Annotated in this window: 19 protein-coding genes; 14 read left to right on the top strand and 5 right to left on the bottom strand. The window is 36.5% G+C overall.

Going from position 1 to position 18,390, the window contains the following annotated elements; all coding sequences use genetic code 11:
* Window positions 1-128: 128 nt before the first annotated feature.
* Entirely contained in the window at window positions 129-1,826 is a 1,698-nt protein-coding gene (locus tag P3L44_RS14895; RefSeq protein ID WP_272661722.1) for an NAD-dependent malic enzyme, read from the bottom strand.
* A gap of 430 nt (window positions 1,827-2,256) precedes the next feature.
* Between P3L44_RS14895 and P3L44_RS14890 the strand changes: the two genes are divergently transcribed.
* The 9 genes from P3L44_RS14890 to P3L44_RS14850 all read left to right on the top strand — a co-directional run bounded on the left by P3L44_RS14890 (window position 2,257) and on the right by P3L44_RS14850 (window position 9,105).
* Window positions 2,257-2,862, top strand: coding sequence for a hypothetical protein (locus P3L44_RS14890; RefSeq protein ID WP_248467852.1), 606 nt, complete (start codon window positions 2,257-2,259; stop codon window positions 2,860-2,862).
* 71 nt (window positions 2,863-2,933) lie between these two features.
* Entirely contained in the window at window positions 2,934-3,311 is a 378-nt protein-coding gene (locus P3L44_RS14885; RefSeq protein WP_272661723.1) for a hypothetical protein, read from the top strand.
* A gap of 486 nt (window positions 3,312-3,797) precedes the next feature.
* Window positions 3,798-4,514 carry a hypothetical protein gene (locus P3L44_RS14880; protein ID WP_272661724.1) on the top strand — a complete coding sequence of 239 codons (717 nt, stop codon included), beginning with the start codon at window positions 3,798-3,800 and terminating at the stop codon, window positions 4,512-4,514.
* A gap of 125 nt (window positions 4,515-4,639) precedes the next feature.
* The gene (locus P3L44_RS14875) at window positions 4,640-5,365 is read left to right on the top strand and encodes a hypothetical protein (protein WP_272661725.1); all 726 of its coding nucleotides are present in this window, start codon (window positions 4,640-4,642) and stop codon (window positions 5,363-5,365) included.
* Window positions 5,358-5,501: a hypothetical protein gene (locus P3L44_RS14870; protein WP_272661726.1), complete on the top strand. Its 144-nt coding sequence runs from the start codon at window positions 5,358-5,360 to the stop codon at window positions 5,499-5,501. The genes P3L44_RS14875 and P3L44_RS14870 overlap by 8 nt, the downstream gene beginning before the upstream one ends.
* 31 nt (window positions 5,502-5,532) lie before the next feature.
* Entirely contained in the window at window positions 5,533-6,255 is a 723-nt protein-coding gene (locus tag P3L44_RS14865; protein ID WP_272661727.1) for a hypothetical protein, read from the top strand.
* Window positions 6,256-6,263: 8 nt separating this feature from the next.
* Entirely contained in the window at window positions 6,264-7,649 is a 1,386-nt protein-coding gene (locus P3L44_RS14860) for a serine protease (RefSeq protein WP_272661728.1), read from the top strand.
* Window positions 7,650-7,802: 153 nt separating this feature from the next.
* Window positions 7,803-8,471, top strand: coding sequence for a hypothetical protein (locus P3L44_RS14855; RefSeq protein WP_272661729.1), 669 nt, complete (start codon window positions 7,803-7,805; stop codon window positions 8,469-8,471).
* Entirely contained in the window at window positions 8,458-9,105 is a 648-nt protein-coding gene (locus P3L44_RS14850; protein ID WP_272661730.1) for a hypothetical protein, read from the top strand. The genes P3L44_RS14855 and P3L44_RS14850 overlap by 14 nt, the downstream gene beginning before the upstream one ends.
* A 157-nt stretch (window positions 9,106-9,262) precedes the next feature.
* On the opposite strand, the gene cdd is transcribed toward P3L44_RS14850, so the two are convergent.
* From cdd to metG, 4 genes are all read right to left on the bottom strand, one after another.
* On the bottom strand, window positions 9,263-10,150 hold the full coding sequence (cdd, locus tag P3L44_RS14845) for a cytidine deaminase (protein ID WP_140170840.1): 888 nt from the start codon (window positions 10,148-10,150) through the stop codon (window positions 9,263-9,265).
* Between the two features lie 206 nt (window positions 10,151-10,356).
* A complete protein-coding gene (locus P3L44_RS14840) occupies window positions 10,357-11,052 on the bottom strand; it encodes a CidB/LrgB family autolysis modulator (RefSeq protein ID WP_004256514.1) in 696 nt (231 codons plus the stop codon).
* Entirely contained in the window at window positions 11,052-11,519 is a 468-nt protein-coding gene (locus tag P3L44_RS14835; RefSeq protein WP_125893324.1) for a CidA/LrgA family protein, read from the bottom strand. Before P3L44_RS14835 ends, P3L44_RS14840 begins: the two co-directional genes overlap by 1 nt.
* Window positions 11,520-11,662: 143 nt before the next feature.
* Window positions 11,663-13,690 carry a methionine--tRNA ligase gene (gene metG / locus P3L44_RS14830; RefSeq protein WP_272661731.1) on the bottom strand — a complete coding sequence of 676 codons (2,028 nt, stop codon included), beginning with the start codon at window positions 13,688-13,690 and terminating at the stop codon, window positions 11,663-11,665.
* Between the two features lie 259 nt (window positions 13,691-13,949).
* On the opposite strand from metG, the gene apbC reads away from it, so the two are divergent.
* From apbC to dcd, 5 genes are all read left to right on the top strand, one after another.
* Window positions 13,950-15,062 carry an iron-sulfur cluster carrier protein ApbC gene (gene apbC / locus P3L44_RS14825; protein ID WP_004256506.1) on the top strand — a complete coding sequence of 371 codons (1,113 nt, stop codon included), beginning with the start codon at window positions 13,950-13,952 and terminating at the stop codon, window positions 15,060-15,062.
* 206 nt (window positions 15,063-15,268) lie between these two features.
* Window positions 15,269-15,829: a LemA family protein gene (locus tag P3L44_RS14820; RefSeq protein ID WP_004256501.1), complete on the top strand. Its 561-nt coding sequence runs from the start codon at window positions 15,269-15,271 to the stop codon at window positions 15,827-15,829.
* A gap of 86 nt (window positions 15,830-15,915) precedes the next feature.
* Window positions 15,916-16,872, top strand: coding sequence for a zinc metalloprotease HtpX (gene htpX, locus P3L44_RS14815; RefSeq protein ID WP_272661732.1), 957 nt, complete (start codon window positions 15,916-15,918; stop codon window positions 16,870-16,872).
* Between the two features lie 180 nt (window positions 16,873-17,052).
* Window positions 17,053-17,697, top strand: a complete 645-nt coding sequence (udk, locus tag P3L44_RS14810; protein ID WP_004256495.1) for a uridine kinase — start codon at window positions 17,053-17,055, stop codon at window positions 17,695-17,697.
* A 38-nt stretch (window positions 17,698-17,735) separates the two neighbouring features.
* Window positions 17,736-18,317, top strand: coding sequence for a dCTP deaminase (gene dcd, locus P3L44_RS14805; RefSeq protein WP_004909269.1), 582 nt, complete (start codon window positions 17,736-17,738; stop codon window positions 18,315-18,317).
* The last annotated feature ends 73 nt before the right edge of the window (window positions 18,318-18,390 follow it).

The raw sequence follows: 18,390 nt of genomic DNA, 5'->3' as shown, positions 1-18,390 counted from the left end.
CTTAAATAAGTGATTTGTTTAGCGCAATTTATCATTATCTGAGAAAACAGACATTCGTTTTTTCGGATCTATAAAAAACAAAAAAGGAGCTCTAAAGAGCCCCTTTCAATCAATACCGTTATGACAAATTAAAACGAGGTCCGTTTATAGGTACGGTACTCTGGTTTCCAGAAATTACGCTCAATGGCTTCATCCAATGCGCTATCAGAGGTGACCGTTGCCACACCTTGGATCTGTGCTTCTTTTGCCACTTGTTTAGCAATAATGCGAGATACATCTTGAATATCAGACAGTAGAGGTAATAGCGCACCTTCACCATTTTTGGCTAGTGGCGAACAGCTGGCGAGAGCACGGCTGGCAGCCATTAACATGCCATCAGTGACACGTTTAGCACCAGAGGCAATCACACCAAGACCAATACCCGGGAAGATATAGGAGTTGTTACATTGTGCAATTGGGAACACTTGGTCTTTGTAAGACACTGGGCTAAATGGACTTCCTGTTGCGACTAAGGCCTTGCCATCAGTCCAATTGATAATGTCTTCAGGGCGAGCTTCGACGCGTGATGTTGGGTTAGATAACGGCATCACGATAGGACGTTCACAGTGCTTATGCATCTCTTTAATGATTTCTTCTGTGAATAACCCAGCTTGGCCAGATACACCAATCAATATGGTTGGTTTGGCATTGCGTACCACATCTAACAGTGAAATTGAGTCACTGTTAACATCCCAGTCGGTTAAATTTCCACTGCTTTGGGTTAATTTGGCTTGGAAATCGAGTAAATTAGGCAGTTTATCGGTTAATAAACCAAAACGATCAACCATATAAATGCGCGAACGCGCTTCTTCGTCGCTTAACCCTTCAGATTTCATTTGAGCGATAATTTGTTCTGCGATACCGCAACCCGCTGAGCCTGCACCTAAGAAAGTCACGCGTTGGTCACTTAACTTACTGCCTGCGGCATGGCTGGCGGCAATTAAGCTACCTAATGCAACTGACGCGGTGCCTTGAATATCATCATTGAAACAGCATAGCTCATCACGGTAACGGGTTAATAAAGGCATCGCATTTTTCTGAGCGAAATCTTCAAATTGTAATAATACATTTGGCCAGCGGCGTTTAACTGCCTGAACAAATTCATCAAGGAACTCGTTGTATTCATCACCCGTAATACGTGGGTGACGCCATCCCATATACAGAGGGTCATTCAGACGCTGTGGGTTGTTGGTTCCTACGTCAATAACAATAGGTAAGGTATAAGCAGGGCTGATACCCCCGCACGCGGTATAGAGAGAGAGTTTCCCAATTGGGATGCCCATACCACCGATACCTTGGTCACCAAGGCCTAAAATACGTTCGCCATCAGTAACAACAATCACTTTCACATTTTGTTTGGTGGCGTTTTGTAGCATGTCGTCGATGTATTCACGATTTGGATAAGAAATAAATAAACCACGTGCACGACGATAAATGTCAGAGAAATGCTCACAAGCTTCACCCACGGTTGGGGTATAGATAATAGGCATTACTTCAGTGAGGTGAGCATCTATAAGGCGATAAAATAAGGTTTCGTTGGTGTCTTGAATATTTCGCAGATAAATGTGTTTATCAATATCTGATTTAAAATCAATTAATTGGCGGTAGGCACGTTCAACTTGTTCTTCGATGGTTTCAACTTGTTCAGGAAGTAAACCATGCAAGTTAAAATTTGCACGCTCTTCTTCGGTGAAGGCGCTTCCTTTATTCAGCAAAGGGAATTCAAGCAAAATTGGGCCAGCGTAGGGTATATAGAGAGGGCGTTTTGTTTCGTACTCATGTTCCATGAAATATCACTCTTCGGACGATTAATCAACAAAGTCAGGGTAGATCCTAAGCTAAACAGCAAATATGTACAGTAAATAATGATAAAAAAGCGTTAAAAAATTTACTGAAAAATATTGTGCATATGATAAGGAGTTTATGCGCGGAAGGGAATGAAAGCCGATAACGGCATACGCATTACGGTAGGTAGATCACGGTTAGCCAAGTATGAATGAATTCTTTTTATCTCAGCGGGTTTTTAAACAATGGTTTAACTTCCTTATGGATAAATTTTCTTAATGTTTTTTTCTCTATTTTTAATGAGTTAGTGAGTGAAAAAATTAGTTTACTGTAAGCGAAATTATATTTTCAAATATCATATATTGCTGCATGTTTTTAACTGTTTTAGCTTAGGGTTATTAATTTATATTTCAATCTTGGGGTAAATCATAGATGAAAATTAAAAACATATTAATAATATTCATATTATTGATTATTTCTCTTTGCAATCTGTCATATGGAAATGGCTTTTTAACAAACAAAAAAGAGAAAGTAAAATCAGATAATATTGAAAATTCTTATAATAGTAAGAAAGAAATAGGTATTTTTATTATTTTGATTAGAGAATATATGAAGCAAGTGATGGTTGAATATAATAAACCATTATCAAATAAAGATTTTAATAAATACCATTATGAACACGCATTAGCTCATCTAGAAGTGCTTTTAAAACGTTTTGAAAATGGCAGTACTACGACTCGCAGGGATATTAGTTATCAAGAGGCTGCTGAAATAAATAAAAAAGCATTTGCAGCCTGTGATATGCCCTTTGATGCTTGGTTCTTTGCAGATGTTTTTGATGTCTTAGATCATGAAACTAATCAAAAAATTTGGGATGACATGCTAAATGCATTGGCGAATGATTCCCATGAAAGTGAAAAAAAAGTATTTTTATTTCTTTGGAATAAAATGAAAAATGTATCGGATTTAGATAAGATCGAAAAAAGCAAAAGATGGCTTAATAGACTTGAGCGCGTAATTATATCATTTAAATCATGATTGGAAATTATATTTTATTATTCTAGTTTTTATAATTTAATTATTATTAAATTAGTTCAATAGGTGAAGTTATGGAATTTGGTGTTTTTATCAACTATATATTTAAGTTAATTATTAATGTATTTCTATTATTAATTTCTATAAATGTTTATGCAGAAAATAGACCGGGCTTTGTTTGTGGGCAGTTTAATAAGAATATTATAGAAATTCCTAGCGAGTATGTTTTTTTATTTGCTGAATATGAAGGGTATAGTTATTTTGACCCAAGGTTTATTGAAAATAAAAAAGGGTGTGAGGCTAATTTTAGAATTCTGCCAATGAGGATGTCATGGCCAGATTTAAAGCCATTTAGTGAAGTCAGCCATGATGTTAAAATGATAGAAGTCTATGTTGAGCCATTAAATAGTGACCCTGAAAAATATTTCAGTCATAAAAAAATATATACCTAAATATGGGGAGGCTTAAAAGAAAGGGTGAACTATATTATGATGAGGAATTAGAACTTTATTTTAATGAGGTTTCTATTGAGTTTAAACATATTAATGGTAATAAAGTGGATGTCATATAATAAAGTATGGTTACTATTGGGATGAAGATAATGGTGAAGTCAATGTTTTAATGGAGTGTTCATGGAGACAGTTAGATGATAGTTATCGGCGTTGTAAATTATTATCATTAATGCCTGAGTTTGGTCTTAAATATAGTGTTTCATTTGAGTTTTCAAATCTTGTTAATTGGGAGACTATTCAAAACAAGGTAAGGCTATTTTTATCTGAATATATTAAAAATTAGGGGGTAAAAATATGAATGGTCGCGACCGTAGGCAGGGAAACTTAGAATTAATATCAACAGATTTATCTAATGTTACCCGAATTTTAATGGTTAGTAAGAATCTAGAGATTATGTATGATTAGTTTATTTTAATAGGTGTAAGTATGAGATTTGAACTAATAATTAGTTATCTAATTAAAATTACAGTTAATTGTCTTATGCTATTAATCTCAATAAATAGTTACGCTGATAATCGTCCCGGTTTTGTCTGTGGGCAGTTTAATGGGAATATTGTAGAAGTACCTCTAGAATATATTGATTTTATTACGGAGTACGAGGGGTATAGCTATTTTGACCGTAGAGCAGTTAATAATAAAACAGGATGTAATGCTAACTTCACTGTATTGCCTTTAAGAATGACATGGCCGGAAATGAAACCCGTCGATAGAATGGGATTAGACAAAAACATAGAGGAAATAAAAATAGCAGTAAAACCAATGACAGATAATATGACAACAATGAATAAATTTAGGGATAATGCAATAAACAGTGGTTATTTTGGTACAAGAAGTGATGTTTATTATGATGATGAACTTGATCTCTACTTTGTTGAGTACTTAAGAGAAAATGCAATAACGTATAAAGGGAAAAATTATCAAGATAAAACTCGAGTGTATTGGTCTGAAAATAAAAATGAAGTAATAAGTGTAATTAAATGTCACTGGCTGACTTTAAAAGGAGGTTATCATCGATGTGATATAAATGGGCGTATCCCAGAAATTGATGCTTATTTTCAAATAGATATCAATTTGAATAAGATTCATCAGTGGGAAAAAATTTTGTTAAAATCAAAAGGGTTTGTAATGAGATATCTTAAATAAGAAAGCATTTTAGTGTTGAAAAGGATATTAGATTGCTAATGAAAATCATACTATTCTAAATTAATGATTTAAAATAATATAAGTTTAATGACCAAGGTTTATATAAAAATAAGGTTTTAGCTATTATGAAACTATATTTTAGTTTAATTTTATCTTTATTACTATTCTCTTGCATTACTTATGGCGAGAACCGCCCCGGTTTTGTTTGTGGGCAGTTTAATAGGAATATTATCGAAGTTCCTAGTAAGTATGTTTTTCCATTTGCTGAATATGAAGGGTATAGCTATTTTGACCCAAGGTTTGTTGAAAATAAAGAAGGATGTGATGCTAATTTTAGAGAATTAACATTAATAACGCATTGGCCTTATATGACAAGTGTTGATCCCCAAAAAAAATTTCACCTTGAAATAGATGAAAAAACGATAAGAATTATATTGAGACCAATTAGAGAGAAAGATTATTCATTAACACAAAAAATGAAAAATTATCTAAATGCATCATATTTAGGAAAGCGAAGTCAAATATTTTATGACGATGATTCTGACCTTCAATATGTTGAATATTTTGATGATTATAACGTATCTGAAAGGTTATATAGTGGAAAAAAAACTCAAAAGAAAAGATCTTTTTTTTGGTTCGAAAAAGAAAATGAAGTTATTGCTATCTTAGAATGCTTATGGCTACCATTGGAAAATAAATATTCAAGTTGTAATATGAGTTTTTCAATATTAGAAAAAGGTATACTTGCAGAGATTAAATTTGGTTTTGATAAGTATAACCAATGGAGGGATATAATGAATGAAGTTAAGGTTTTTGTCTTCGGTTTTATTAAGGATGAATATTATGAGTAAAGGTATGGCTAGTTTTTCAATTAATTATAATGATATAGCAAGTTTAAATGTTATTTTATTAGAAAGTAAATTTGCAAATTCTATGGGCGAAGAAAATTTTTCAAGTATACCTAGTGAGGATGTTTTTATAATTTAAAATATATTGATTTATTTCAACAGGTGCAAGTATGAAATTTGAAATGATAATTAATTATCTAATTAAATTTACAGTTAATTGTCTTGTGTTATTGATTTCTATAAATAGTTTCGCTGATAATCGCCCCGGTTTTGTCTGTGGGCAGTTTAATAAGAATATTATAGAAGTTCCTGGCGAGTATGTTTTTCCATTTGCTGAATATGAAGGGTATAGCTATTTTGACCCAAGGTTTATTGAAAATAAAAAAGGGTGTGAGGCTAATTTTAGAGTGCTGCCAATGCGAATGTCTTGGTCTGATTTGAAACCATCTAATGAGGTAAGTAATGATGTTAAAATTATAGAAGTTTATGCTGAACCATTAAAAGGAAACCCTGAAAAATATTTGAGTTATAGAAAACACGTGTATTTAGATATGGGGTACCTCAAAAGAAAGGGGGAGTTATATTATGATGAAGAGTTGGATCTTTATTTTACTGAAGTGACTGTAACAATACGAAGAAGTATTGGTCATAAAGATGATATGTATTTTAATAAAAAAGGATATTATTGGAAGGAAATTAATAATGAAGTGATTTTTTTAATTGAGTGTGAATGGTTACCAATTGATGAGAAGTATCATAAGTGTTTTCAATATTTTTTGATTCCAGAAATAGGAACTAAGGTTAAATTTTATTTTGATGCTAAAGAATTATCTAATAGCAATATAATGAGGAAAAAAATACGCATTTTTTTACTCGACCATGTTAAAAATTAGGAGATAATATGAGAACTCAAGAAATTAGAAAGGGTGATTTAAAGTTAACTCGTAGTGATGTTTCTAATGCAATTAAAATTTTATACGTAACCAAAGAACCAAAGTTGATGTATGAATATTTGGAAAGTAAAGGAGACCGATATGCTAAATTAGCTAATAGTGTGGTTAAAGGTGATTCTCTTTCAGGTGCTTTTGCGCTTAATTATTTAGATGAAGCTATTTTAGAGCATATTGGAGTGCAAGATGAGTTTATAATTGAGCGTATTCGCTATGATATGGCAATAGCTTATGTTCAAACCCTAAAAAATAGATTTGAAGATGGAAAGGATGTAATCTATGGTGATATAAATCACATAGAGGCTAAATTATTTCATAGTAGTGTATTTTCTTATTATAATCTTCCTTCTGATGCATGGACTTTAGAACCTGTATTTTTTGTGTTACCTAGAGAACAAAGAGAGAGTTATTGGCAGAGAGCTTTAAATTCTGTAGGTGATATAGAAAGTGAAATATTATTAAGTATAAATACTAAAGATATAATGTTTAGAGCATTATATGAAGCTCCAGCGCATATGCAGCCTAAAATACATAGTTGGACTAAACGAGTTCTGGATATTGATAATGTAGTAGATGGCGTGGTGGTTACAGCCAAGAAATCTTATCAAAATATTATATCTCATATAGAAGAAGATAATATGGATAGAATAAATACAATTATTTATAATACAGGAAACCCTTTAATTGATAGAGGAACAGAGCGTTTTTCATTTTGGGATTATCCTTCACAACATTTAGAATCATTTCAAGTACAAACAGATTGGCGTGGCCAAACGGAATTTACACATAAAAATCTATTGTCTGAATATTATTTAGAAAGACCTGACTATATATTACCAGAAACAGGCTTATTTGATTCACCATCAGTTAATTATCAACCAGATGTTGCTCATTATGATCGTATGATTGATGATTTAAGGGGAAATATGCCATCAATAAACAACAAGCCAACACCTCCAATTAAGTATCCACATAATATGGTAGATAAATCGATATTGGAAAGCACTTATCCAAAATCCGAACCGAATAGGCAATTAGCACCTCGTACAACAAACCTACTTGATAGGTTTAAGGATAATGAAACACCAACAAATTATTATCTAGAACGCCCGAGTGTTGTTCTTCCGGGAACGCCAGGATTTAAAGACTTCCCTACAGATACCATAAGAAATAACCATCATTTTGAAAATATGATTGGCCAGTTAAGAGACAATATGTCATCAATGAACAATTCAATGGACTCATTTGATGATAAATACTCAATACCCTCAATGCCAAGTATACCTGAATTTAGTTATAGTGGTTATTCTTCTGGAGGATCTTTTAGTTTTAATTAATATTTAAAAAGTCCGCTTATAATAAAATAAATTATTTCAGTTATTAGTAATCTAATGGTGATTGCTGATGTTTTTTTGTATGTGGGCAATGTTTTTTTACATAATTGTTTTTAAGATTATTGGTTTCTAACTTTATGAATAACAAGGATGTATATGAATTATAAATTAATATTTTTGCTTTCAGTTTTTCTTCTCAGTGCTTGCCAAAATCCTCAAGGAAATAATGTAAAATATAATAAAAAGAATATAATTAGTTTTTGTGAAACAAAAGGTGTTAAAACGCCACGTCTTTTCTTTATGCTACAGATGTTATACTTTTCTGAATCTAAGGATTTAATATTTGATAGAAAAAAATTAGTCATTTTTAAGGGTGAAAAAGATAATAACCCAATGTTAGCATTTTTAAAGTATCCAAAAGAAGCATTTATTAAAAAATTAAGCCATGAACAGGCAATGGATTTTTATCGTGAGAATTTAAATGAAATGGGAATGTCTTATCATGCTTGGATTTTAGCAGATGTTTTAGATGTTATTAATGAGAGAAACCGAGAGGCACTATGGCAACAGTTCGTTTTTGTGATGAATAACAACGATCCTGCGAAGGAAGCTAAATTATTCATGATGCTTTGGTATGCAATGGTAAGGGAGGCTTCCAAACTACCATCAGACAAGCAAATTAAAAGCAAAAGATGGCTGGAGAAGATGAGGCGGATTACTTTAGTTAAAAATATAGAAAAAGAATTAGACTTTATGTTTGAAGAAATGATTAATGATTCAATGAATTTTAATAAGAATAAAAGGAGTTCTAATGATGGTTTCTAAATCTATTATTCCTAAATTAATTTTTATAATTTTATCATGTTTAATTCTCATAAATAAAGGTTACTCTTTTAATGAAAAATATAACCCTCAAAAGGTAAATGATTCAAGTGATAAATATTTTAGTATTTTTATTTATCTAGAAAAAGAATTTTTAAATAATCATATGAAGGCACAGGGTGAATCATTCACCAGTGAAAAACGGAGTCGGTATCAAAAAGAAGTCAAATTAGCATACGGACGAATTATGAAAAATCGCAAAGAAAGTGATAACATCCCAATTGGTGATATTACACATCAAGAATTTATTAAAATAAAAAAAGAAGCGATGTTAAATTCAGGAATTCCTTATGAAGGTTGGTTGTTTAAAGATGTATTTGAAGTATTATCTATAGATAAACAGAATAAAATTATAGGGAAACTATTAAATAGCTTTTCTAATAAATCACTTAATGGTGAATCAGCGTTATTTGCTAGCATTTGGCTAGACATGAAAGAAGAAGCCGCGCAATCTGCATCGATAAAACAGCAACAAAGCCAAGCTTGGCTAGAAAAAATGCGAAAGATCCCTTTAGTTATTACATTAGAAGAGACGATAAATGAAACAGAAAAATTGTTTAATGAATTCACTTACTAGGGCATATATTAATCAAAACTAGTGAGTTCTATTATGGATGGCCACTTTGCAGGTAAATGGTTTTGTGAACAAGATTAAAGTTCTAATAGCAACTATACGGTTATTGCTGTTTATTCAAGCTCCCAGCAATAACCGTTATATTTAAATAAATATAAAATTAATCCAAATAAGCTAATTCAATATTTTGGCAACCCAGTGCTTGTAATGTATTTTCGGTAACACACCAATGTTTGATAATCGCATCTTGTTTTTCAACAAACTTAGCTTGGTCGATGGCGTGAATATCTTTACCTGCAAGGTTAATCATAATTAAAGCGGCTTGTAGTGGCGGTAAACTTGGGTTGAATGCGGCATTTTCTGCGTAGCGGCCTGTAAACAGTGAGCCATCTTTTAACTGTAACGCAATACCTGAATGAGATTGACTATAAGGTGCATGAGATTGGTTTGCTGCTTCAATTGCTGCACTTAATAACCGGTCACGGCTTTGGTTTTTATAGCCATGGTCAACAGGGTCGAGTAGTAAAGTGGTAATATTGAGGTCAGACGGCCCAAATGAGTCGGGTAAATAGTGGTGTAGTACCGCAGGTGTGCGACCTGGTAAATTCACCATAATTTTACCACCTTCACGTAATTCATTCATAAATTGGCGGCAGTGGCCACAAGGTGTGTAATTTACAGTAATTGAGGTAATCTGCGTTTCACCTTTCATCCAAGAGTGTGTCACTGCACACTGTTCTGCATGGATCACTTGGCCCATTGATACATGGCTAAATTCCATATTGGCACCAAAATACAAGTTACCACTTGCTCCACGTGCGATTGCACCCACGTTAAAATGGGAAATAGGAGTGAGGGCATAGGCAGCAGCAAAAGGCAATAATGCAAAGGCTAACTCAGCGTCGTCTACACTTGTTTCAGCTTTAATCTGTTCAACTTGTTCCGCCGTTAACATGCCTTGAAAATCAGATTTATCAATGATAGGTCTAAGTACCGACTGTAACTTTTCTGGAAGCTCGGCCCAAGCGGCCTTAAATCTTGAATGCATGAGTTACTCTCCCTATTTTAATTGTTTTTATTCTATTCAATAATACGTAGAACTATGTGTGATAATTATCACTATTTTGAATGTAATACATGAAACATATTCTTTTGTTGTGAGATATATCTCATATTTTATCAGTGTGCGTATGAGCAAGAGGCTATTGAACTCCTCTTACTCATATATTTGGTTATTGGCTTAATGAATTAAGCTTAGCTAAAAAGATGTAAAATGACAGGGAATATAAACGGGGCAATAAGCGAGGTGATAACCCCACAGGTCATTAATGCAAGAGAGCTATAAGCACCTTCAATGTAATTCACTTCGGCACAGCGGGCAGTACCTAGGGCGTGGGAAGCGGTTCCCATCGCGAGTCCCCTTGATGCGTGGGTTCGTACACGCAGCACATCAAATAAGCTATGGCCAAACATGGCGCCTAAGATCCCAACAAATAACACGCAGGCGGCACTAATCGCAGGGATCCCACCAACCGAATCAGCAACAGCCATCGCGATAGGGGTAGTAACCGATTTAGGCAAAATAGAACCCGCGATATCAGGGGTTGCCCCCAACCATAACGCGATGGCGGCACCGCTAAACATGGCCACTAAACTACCTGCAAAACAAATACTTAATAAAGATTTCCACTGGGCTCGAATTTGGTGCATTTGTTCGTAAAGTGGAAAAGCGAGCGCGACGACTGCAGGCTGTAGTAAATCATTGAGTATTTTGCTACCTGCAAAATAGTGCTCATAAGAGGTATTCGTGATCACTAGTAGTGCAATCAATACCGCAATAGTAATTAATAGTGGGTTTAAAATCGGTAACTTAAATGTGGTCGACAGCTTACGAGCCAAATAAAACACCACAATGGTCAACGGCAATGACCACCAAATATGTTCTAACATTATTCATTCCCCTTAGTTTTATCATTATTAATGACCGAAGAAATTGGCTCTTCGGGGGGTAAAGGAACGTCATCAGGTTGAGCCCCAACGACAGGGCGTTCCTTATGAATATAGTTGGAACTGATGGCGACAACGACCATAACGATTAAGGTACTAACCACACAGGAAACGATAATAGGAACCATTTGTTGGCTAATTAATTCATAGTAATTCATTATGCCAACACCAATAGGAACAAACAGGATGGTCATGTTTTTCAACAAAATGCTGCAACCGGGTTGTGCCCACTTGGCGGGGATAATTTGTAACGCAAGCAATATGAATAAAATTAACATGCCGACAATGCTGCCGGGAATGGAGAATGGAAGTAGTGTTGAGATAAGGTTTCCAATAATCAGGCAAAGGTAGAGTATTGCGAAAGCTCGCAAATACTGCCATCCCGTTATCAGTACCTGTTTAAATGACATGAGACTGGTCCTGTAATGTAATATCTATTCATCATACAATTAACTTTATTATTGTGCTACCGATCACAATAAAAAGCCAATAAAAAAGTGGGAAGTATTTAGCTTCCCACTTTTGATGAATAACAGACTAAAGCAAGTATGGGTTATTTAACTTGCATACCGGGCTGTGCACCACTGTCAGGGCTGAGTAAGAAGATATCTTTACCGCCAGGGCCAGCAGCCATTACCATGCCTTCAGAAACACCGAAACGCATTTTGCGTGGTGCGAGGTTGGCAACCATCACGGTTAAACGGCCTTCTAATGCTTTAGGGTCTGGATAAGCGGAGCGAATACCAGAAAATACTTGGCGCGTTTCACCACCGATATCTAATTGTAATTTCAGCAGTTTGTCTGAACCTTCAACAAAATCAGCTTGCTTGATTAATGCAATTCGCAGGTCAATTTTCGCAAAATCATCAAAAGTGATGGTTTCTTGAATTGGGTCGTCAGCGAGTGGCCCTGTAAGTTGCTGTACGGGTTTGATGCTCTCTTTTGAGGCTTCAACCATCGCATCCACTTTTGCCATTTCAATGCGGTTAAATAATGCCTTAAATGGTGCGACGCTGTGGTTCAATAATGGGGTGTTAATCGCATCCCATGATAATTCACTATTTAAGAAAGCTTCAGCACGCTTAGTGAGCCCTGGTAAAACAGGTTTCAGGTAAGTCATCAGAACGCGGAACAAATTGATGCCCATCGAGCAAATATCTTGCAGCTCTTGATCTTTACCTTCTTGTTTTGCCACAACCCAAGGGGCTTTTTCATCAACATAGCGGTTTGCGATGTCGGCTAATGCCATGATTTCACGGATCGCTTTGTTATATTCACGGTTGCTATAATCTTCACCGATAACTTTAGCGGCATCAACAAATTGTTGGTATAACTCTGGCTCAGCAAGGTTTGCTGATAATTGACCGCCAAAGCGTTTAGCAATAAAGCCCGCATTACGTGATGCCAAGTTAACCACTTTATTGACGATGTCGCTGTTGACGCGCTGGACGAAATCTTCCAAATTAAAATCGATGTCATCAATACGCGAAGACAGTTTTGCTGCATAGTAATAGCGCAAGCAGTCGGCATCTAGGTGATCTAAGTAAGAGCGGGCAGTAATAAATGTACCGCGCGACTTCGACATTTTTGCCCCATTAACCGTGACATAACCATGAACAAACAGGTTTGTTGGTTTACGATACTGGCTACCTTCTAACATGGCAGGCCAGAACAGGCTGTGGAAATAGACGATATCTTTACCAATGAAATGGTAAAGATCGGTTTTTGAATCTTTATTCCAAAACTCGTCAAAGTCGAGGTCGCCACGTTTGTCACACAGGTTTTTAAAGGAGCCCATGTAACCGATAGGCGCATCTAACCAAACATAGAAATATTTACCCGGCGCATCAGGAATTTCAAAACCGAAATAAGGCGCATCACGGGTAATATCCCATTGTTGTAGGCCTGATTCGAACCATTCTTGCATTTTATTAGCGACTTGCTCTTGTAGCGCGCCTGAGCGAGTCCACGCTTGAAGCATGTCGCTAAATGCAGGAAGATCAAAGAAAAAGTGTTCTGAATCACGCATGACAGGTGTGGCGCCAGAAATCACTGAACGTGGGTTAATCAGTTCTGTTGGGCTATAGGTTGCACTACAGACTTCACAGTTATCACCATATTGGTCTTCGGCTTTACATTTTGGACAAGTGCCTTTAACGAAGCGATCCGGTAAAAACATGCCTTTTTCTGGGTCGAAAAGCTGTGAAATAGTGCGGTTTTTAATAAAACCGTTATTTTTCAGTTTCCCGTAAATCAGCTCTGATAAAACTTTGTTTTCTTCACTGTGTGTGGAGTGGTAGTTATCATAACTAATGGCGAAACCAGCAAAATCGTTCTGATGCTCTTGGTTCACTGCCGCAATCATCTCTTCTGGCGTTACGCCAAGCTGTTGAGCTTTAAGCATGATTGGAGTTCCGTGCGCGTCATCGGCACAGATAAAGTGAACCTCTTTGCCGCGCATTCGCTGATAACGGACCCAAATATCAGCCTGAATGTGTTCCAGGATATGACCAAGATGGATTGAACCGTTAGCATAGGGTAACGCACAGGTTACCAGTAATTTATTCGCGACTTGAGACATAGTAACTTTCTTACTTCCATTATTTGAAAAGGGTCTTTGATGTTAACCGATCAAAACCATCGCTGCTAGGGGTATAAAATATTAATTGGAAATTTGTTTGAAAAAGAATTTTTACCTCTTCGTGGCTTTTCCTATCTCGATATAATAACTTTCTTCCTGTTCTCTGTTATGATTAATCTCAGTCAAAGTATATCCGCCCAATTTTCTGTAACTTATTCTAGGATATACATAGTTCAAAAATATAAATAAAGGAGCCGGGATGAACGATAAATCCCCCGAGCAGAACAAACCAGAACTGCTGACTGAACAAGTCTCCAAAGTTTTGGCTTCATTTACACACCCAACACTGCAACGTAATTTGATTTCTATCAAAGCGTTACACCATTGTGCAATGTTGGACAACGTGCTGCATGTCGAATTAGTTATGCCATTCGTTTGGAAAGGGCCATTTCAAACTTTAATTAGCGAAAAAACTGCTGAATTAAAGCAACAAACAGGGGCTCATGCTGTTGAATGGAAACTGCGCCATGACATCACCACATTAAAACGTGCAAATGATTTGCCGGGTATTAATGGTGTTCGTAATATCTTAGCCGTCAGTTCGGGTAAAGGTGGTGTTGGTAAATCCAGTACTTCTGTGAACTTAGCGCTCGCACTGGCGCAAGAAGGGGCGAAAGTGGGGATCCTTGATGCGGATATTTACGGCCCATCAATTCCAAATATGTTAGGCACAACATTAGAACGCCCAACTTCCCCAGATGGTCAGCACATGGCGCCAATTATGGCGTATGGCTTGGCTACCAACTCCATCGGTTACTTAGTAACGGATGACAACGCCATGGTTTGGCGTGGCCCAATGGCAAGTAAAGCATTAATGCAAATGCTACAGGACACGTTATGGCCTGATTTGGATTACTTAGTTATCGATATGCCACCAGGAACAGGTGACATCCAATTAACACTTTCTCAAAACATCCCTGTTACAGGGGCGGTGGTGGTGACAACACCACAAGATATCGCCTTGGTCGATGCCATGAAAGGCATTGTGATGTTTAAGAAAGTCAATGTCCCAGTGCTGGGTGTTGTTGAAAATATGAGCGCACATATTTGCAGTAATTGTGGCCATGTTGAGCCAATTTTCGGTACTGGTGGTGCTGAGAAATTAGCCGAAAAATACCATACTAAATTATTGGGGCAGGTTCCTCTGCATATTTCTTTACGTGAAGACCTTGACCGTGGCCAGCCTACTGTTATGCGTGATCCTGAAGGTGAATTTGCAGATATCTACCGTGAAATTGCTTCGGGTATTTCAGCTTTGATGTATTGGGAAGGGGATAAAATCCCAACAGAGATTTCTTTCCGCGCCGTTTAATCGGTTATAGAGAAAAAAGGCTATTTAGTTTATCACTAGATAGCCTTATTTATTGTTGATACTTTTCTTTACTAAACGTGTTTTTTTAACCTTCTATTTTTCTGAATTGTTTGCGGAACATTTCTTTATTGAGTCATGTTCGCGTAGAATAACCACATCTTTTATTTAATCAGTTTTCTTTCTACGGGCAACCCGAAAAGGTGACTATGAAATTTTTAATTTTTATTGTTGTCGTGGTGCTGATCGTTATTTATTTTTATAACCGTATCGTCGCATTGCGAGAAGCTGTTATTTCGAGTGAAACAGAAATTTCAGTTCAATTAGATCGTCGTGGAAAAGTATTTGATAGCTTATTGGCAACAGTTAAAAAATATTTAAGCCATGAAAGCGAGGTGTTCAGTAAAATTACTGAGCTACGGACGCAAGCACAAACGGCGACTGGGGATAAAGCCCGTGAAGCCGAAGATGCGTTATCAAAAATGGTAACAAGTGGGGCAATTAATGTCGCGGTTGAAGCTTATCCTGAGCTAAAATCCGATGCAATTATGGCAAATTTACAAGAAGAAATCGTTTCTTCAGAAAATAAATTGTCATTTGCTAAACGTGGTTATAACCGTTCATTAGAAACTTATAATGCGTATATCGCTTCTATGCCTGCGGCACTCATTGTTGGCATTATTCCTAGCTTAAAAATTTCAAAGGAATATTGGCGTCTTGATGAAGAAACCATTAAGACTGAGGAATCACGTCGAATTAATTTTGATTAAAAGCCTTTAGACCTTTGAAGTGATAAATCATCGGGATGCCTTATGGTGTTCCGATATTTTATGAGTAGTAGATAACAGGTTACATTATGGATTTTAGAAACGTCATTCGTAAAAATAATATTCGCACACGTTTGGTGGTGATGAGCTATATTTTTTTAATGCTAATCATTGGATTACTGGCGGATATTGCAACACATCCAAATGAACAATTGGATTTGGTCGACAATGCGATGATGTTTGTGACACTTCATGAATTACCTATCGCCACTTTCATTGTTTTAGGTTTAACCTTCCTTGGGCTAATTTATATTCATTTTAGAGGCCATAAAATGATGTTAGCTGGGGTGAATGCCAGAGAAATCACCCAAGAAAATGCGAATATTCCCCAAGAAAAGCAACTTTTTAATATTATTGAAGAATTAAGTTTAAGTGCCAGCTTAGGCTATATTCCTCGCTTATATATTTTAGAAACGGACGAGCCTAATGCTTTCGCAGCAGGGTGGAATAATCGTAATGCACTTGTGGGGGTGACAAGAGGCTTATTACAGACACTTAATCGGCAAGAGGTTCAAGCCGTTCTTGCTCATGAAGTTGGGCACATTATTCACGGTGATTCAAAATTAACTCTGTACGTGGGGATTTTGGCGAATGTGATTTTAACCGTGACCAATTTATTTAGTCAGATTTTTATTCGAACAGCAGGGCGCAGTCGCAATAATGCGGCGAACAAAGCGCAAATGATCCTATTAGTTCTGAATTTTGTTTTACCGTGGATAACACAAATTCTCTATTTTTATTTATCGCGTACCCGTGAATATATGGCGGATGTGGCAGCGGTCGATCTCACTTCTGATAACCAAGCGATGATCAGCGCACTGAAAAAAATATCGGGTAAGCACGAAACCCACGAGTATGATAAGGCGAGTACAGGGCAAGCTTACCGTAAGGCCGCTTATATTTTTAATAAGGGCGATTCTGTGTTTTCAACTCACCCTTCGATTGAAAATCGCATTGCGGTATTAGAAGGAAAAAAACAGTTTTAGTGTATAAATGACATTTTGTACGCTCCTGATTTACGGCATTTCCTATCTAATGGGTGTTTTTTTAGCGAACTTTGCCTAGGGACGCTGGAACAACACGCCATTACCCCCTATAATTCCGCCAACATAACATTTTTGATGTTATGTATTTTCATTTCTAATATTTAACCAGGTTATCATTTTATGACTGACATAGCGCATCACTGTACCATTGTAGGTATATCGGGAGCCTCTGCATCTGGCAAAAGCTTAATTGCCAGTACGTTATACCGTGAATTAAGGGAACAGGTTGGTGATCATAATATCGGTGTTATTCCAGAAGATTGTTATTACAAAGACCAAGCCGATGTCCCAATGGAAGAGCGTCTTAAAGTAAATTATGACCATCCTAACTCGATGGACCACAGCTTGCTTTATGAACATCTCAAATCACTGAAAAGTGGCCAAGCAGTAGAAATTCCGCAATACGACTATGTCGCTCATACCCGTAAACAGAAAACCATCACGTTTAAACCTAAAAAAGTTATTATCATTGAAGGTATTTTATTATTAACAGATAAGCGCTTACGTGGTGAAATGGATTTTTCTATTTTTGTTGATACACCGCTCGATATTTGTTTGATGCGCCGTATTAAACGTGATGTTAATGAAAGGGGCAGAACGCTTGATTCCGTTATTGACCAATATAATAAAACGGTTCGCCCAATGTTTTTGCAATTTATTGAGCCATCAAAGCAATATGCCGATATCATTGTACCTCGCGGTGGGAAAAACCGTGTTGCGATTGATATCTTGAAAGCGAAAATTGGCGAATTCTGTCAAGATTAAACCGCGCAGAAATTAAAATAATGAAGGGGGAAACAACCATGCGTCTTTGTGACCGCGATATTATTCAATGGATGGATGATGGTAAATTAGTTATTAGCCCACGCCCACCAGTTGAACGAATCAATGGTGCAACTGCAGATGTTCGTTTAGGAAATCAATTCCGTGTTTTTCGAGGACACACGGCTGCATTTATTGACCTTAGTGGCCCTAAAGATGAGGTTAATGCCGCATTAGATCGCGTCATGAGTGATGAAATTGTGCTTGATGAAGATGAGCCCTTTTTCCTACATCCAGGTGAATTAGCACTTGCAGTGACGCTTGAGTCTGTTACGCTCCCTGATAACCTTGTCGGTTGGCTAGACGGGCGCTCTTCATTAGCGCGGTTAGGTTTGATGGTGCACGTAACCGCACATCGAATTGACCCCGGTTGGCATGGGCAAATCGTGCTAGAATTCTACAATTCAGGTAAATTACCGTTAGCGTTGCGTCCTGGCATGGTGATTGGCGCATTAAGTTTTGAGCCGTTATCTGGTAGTGCTGATCGCCCTTATAATAGCCGACAAGACGCTAAATATAAAAACCAACAAGGTGCTGTTGGTAGCCGTATCAGCGAAGACTGATAACCGGTGAACTTTGCGGAAATTGCGGCGTTTAATGGAGATTAAACAGGTAATTTCCGCCCATTTTCAGGGA

The organism is Providencia sp. PROV175 (assembly GCF_032707045.1).
GTDB lineage: Bacteria > Pseudomonadota > Gammaproteobacteria > Enterobacterales > Enterobacteriaceae > Providencia > Providencia hangzhouensis.
The sequence above is the reverse complement of the archived record's forward strand: the minus strand, read 5'-3'. Positions and strand labels throughout refer to the sequence as shown.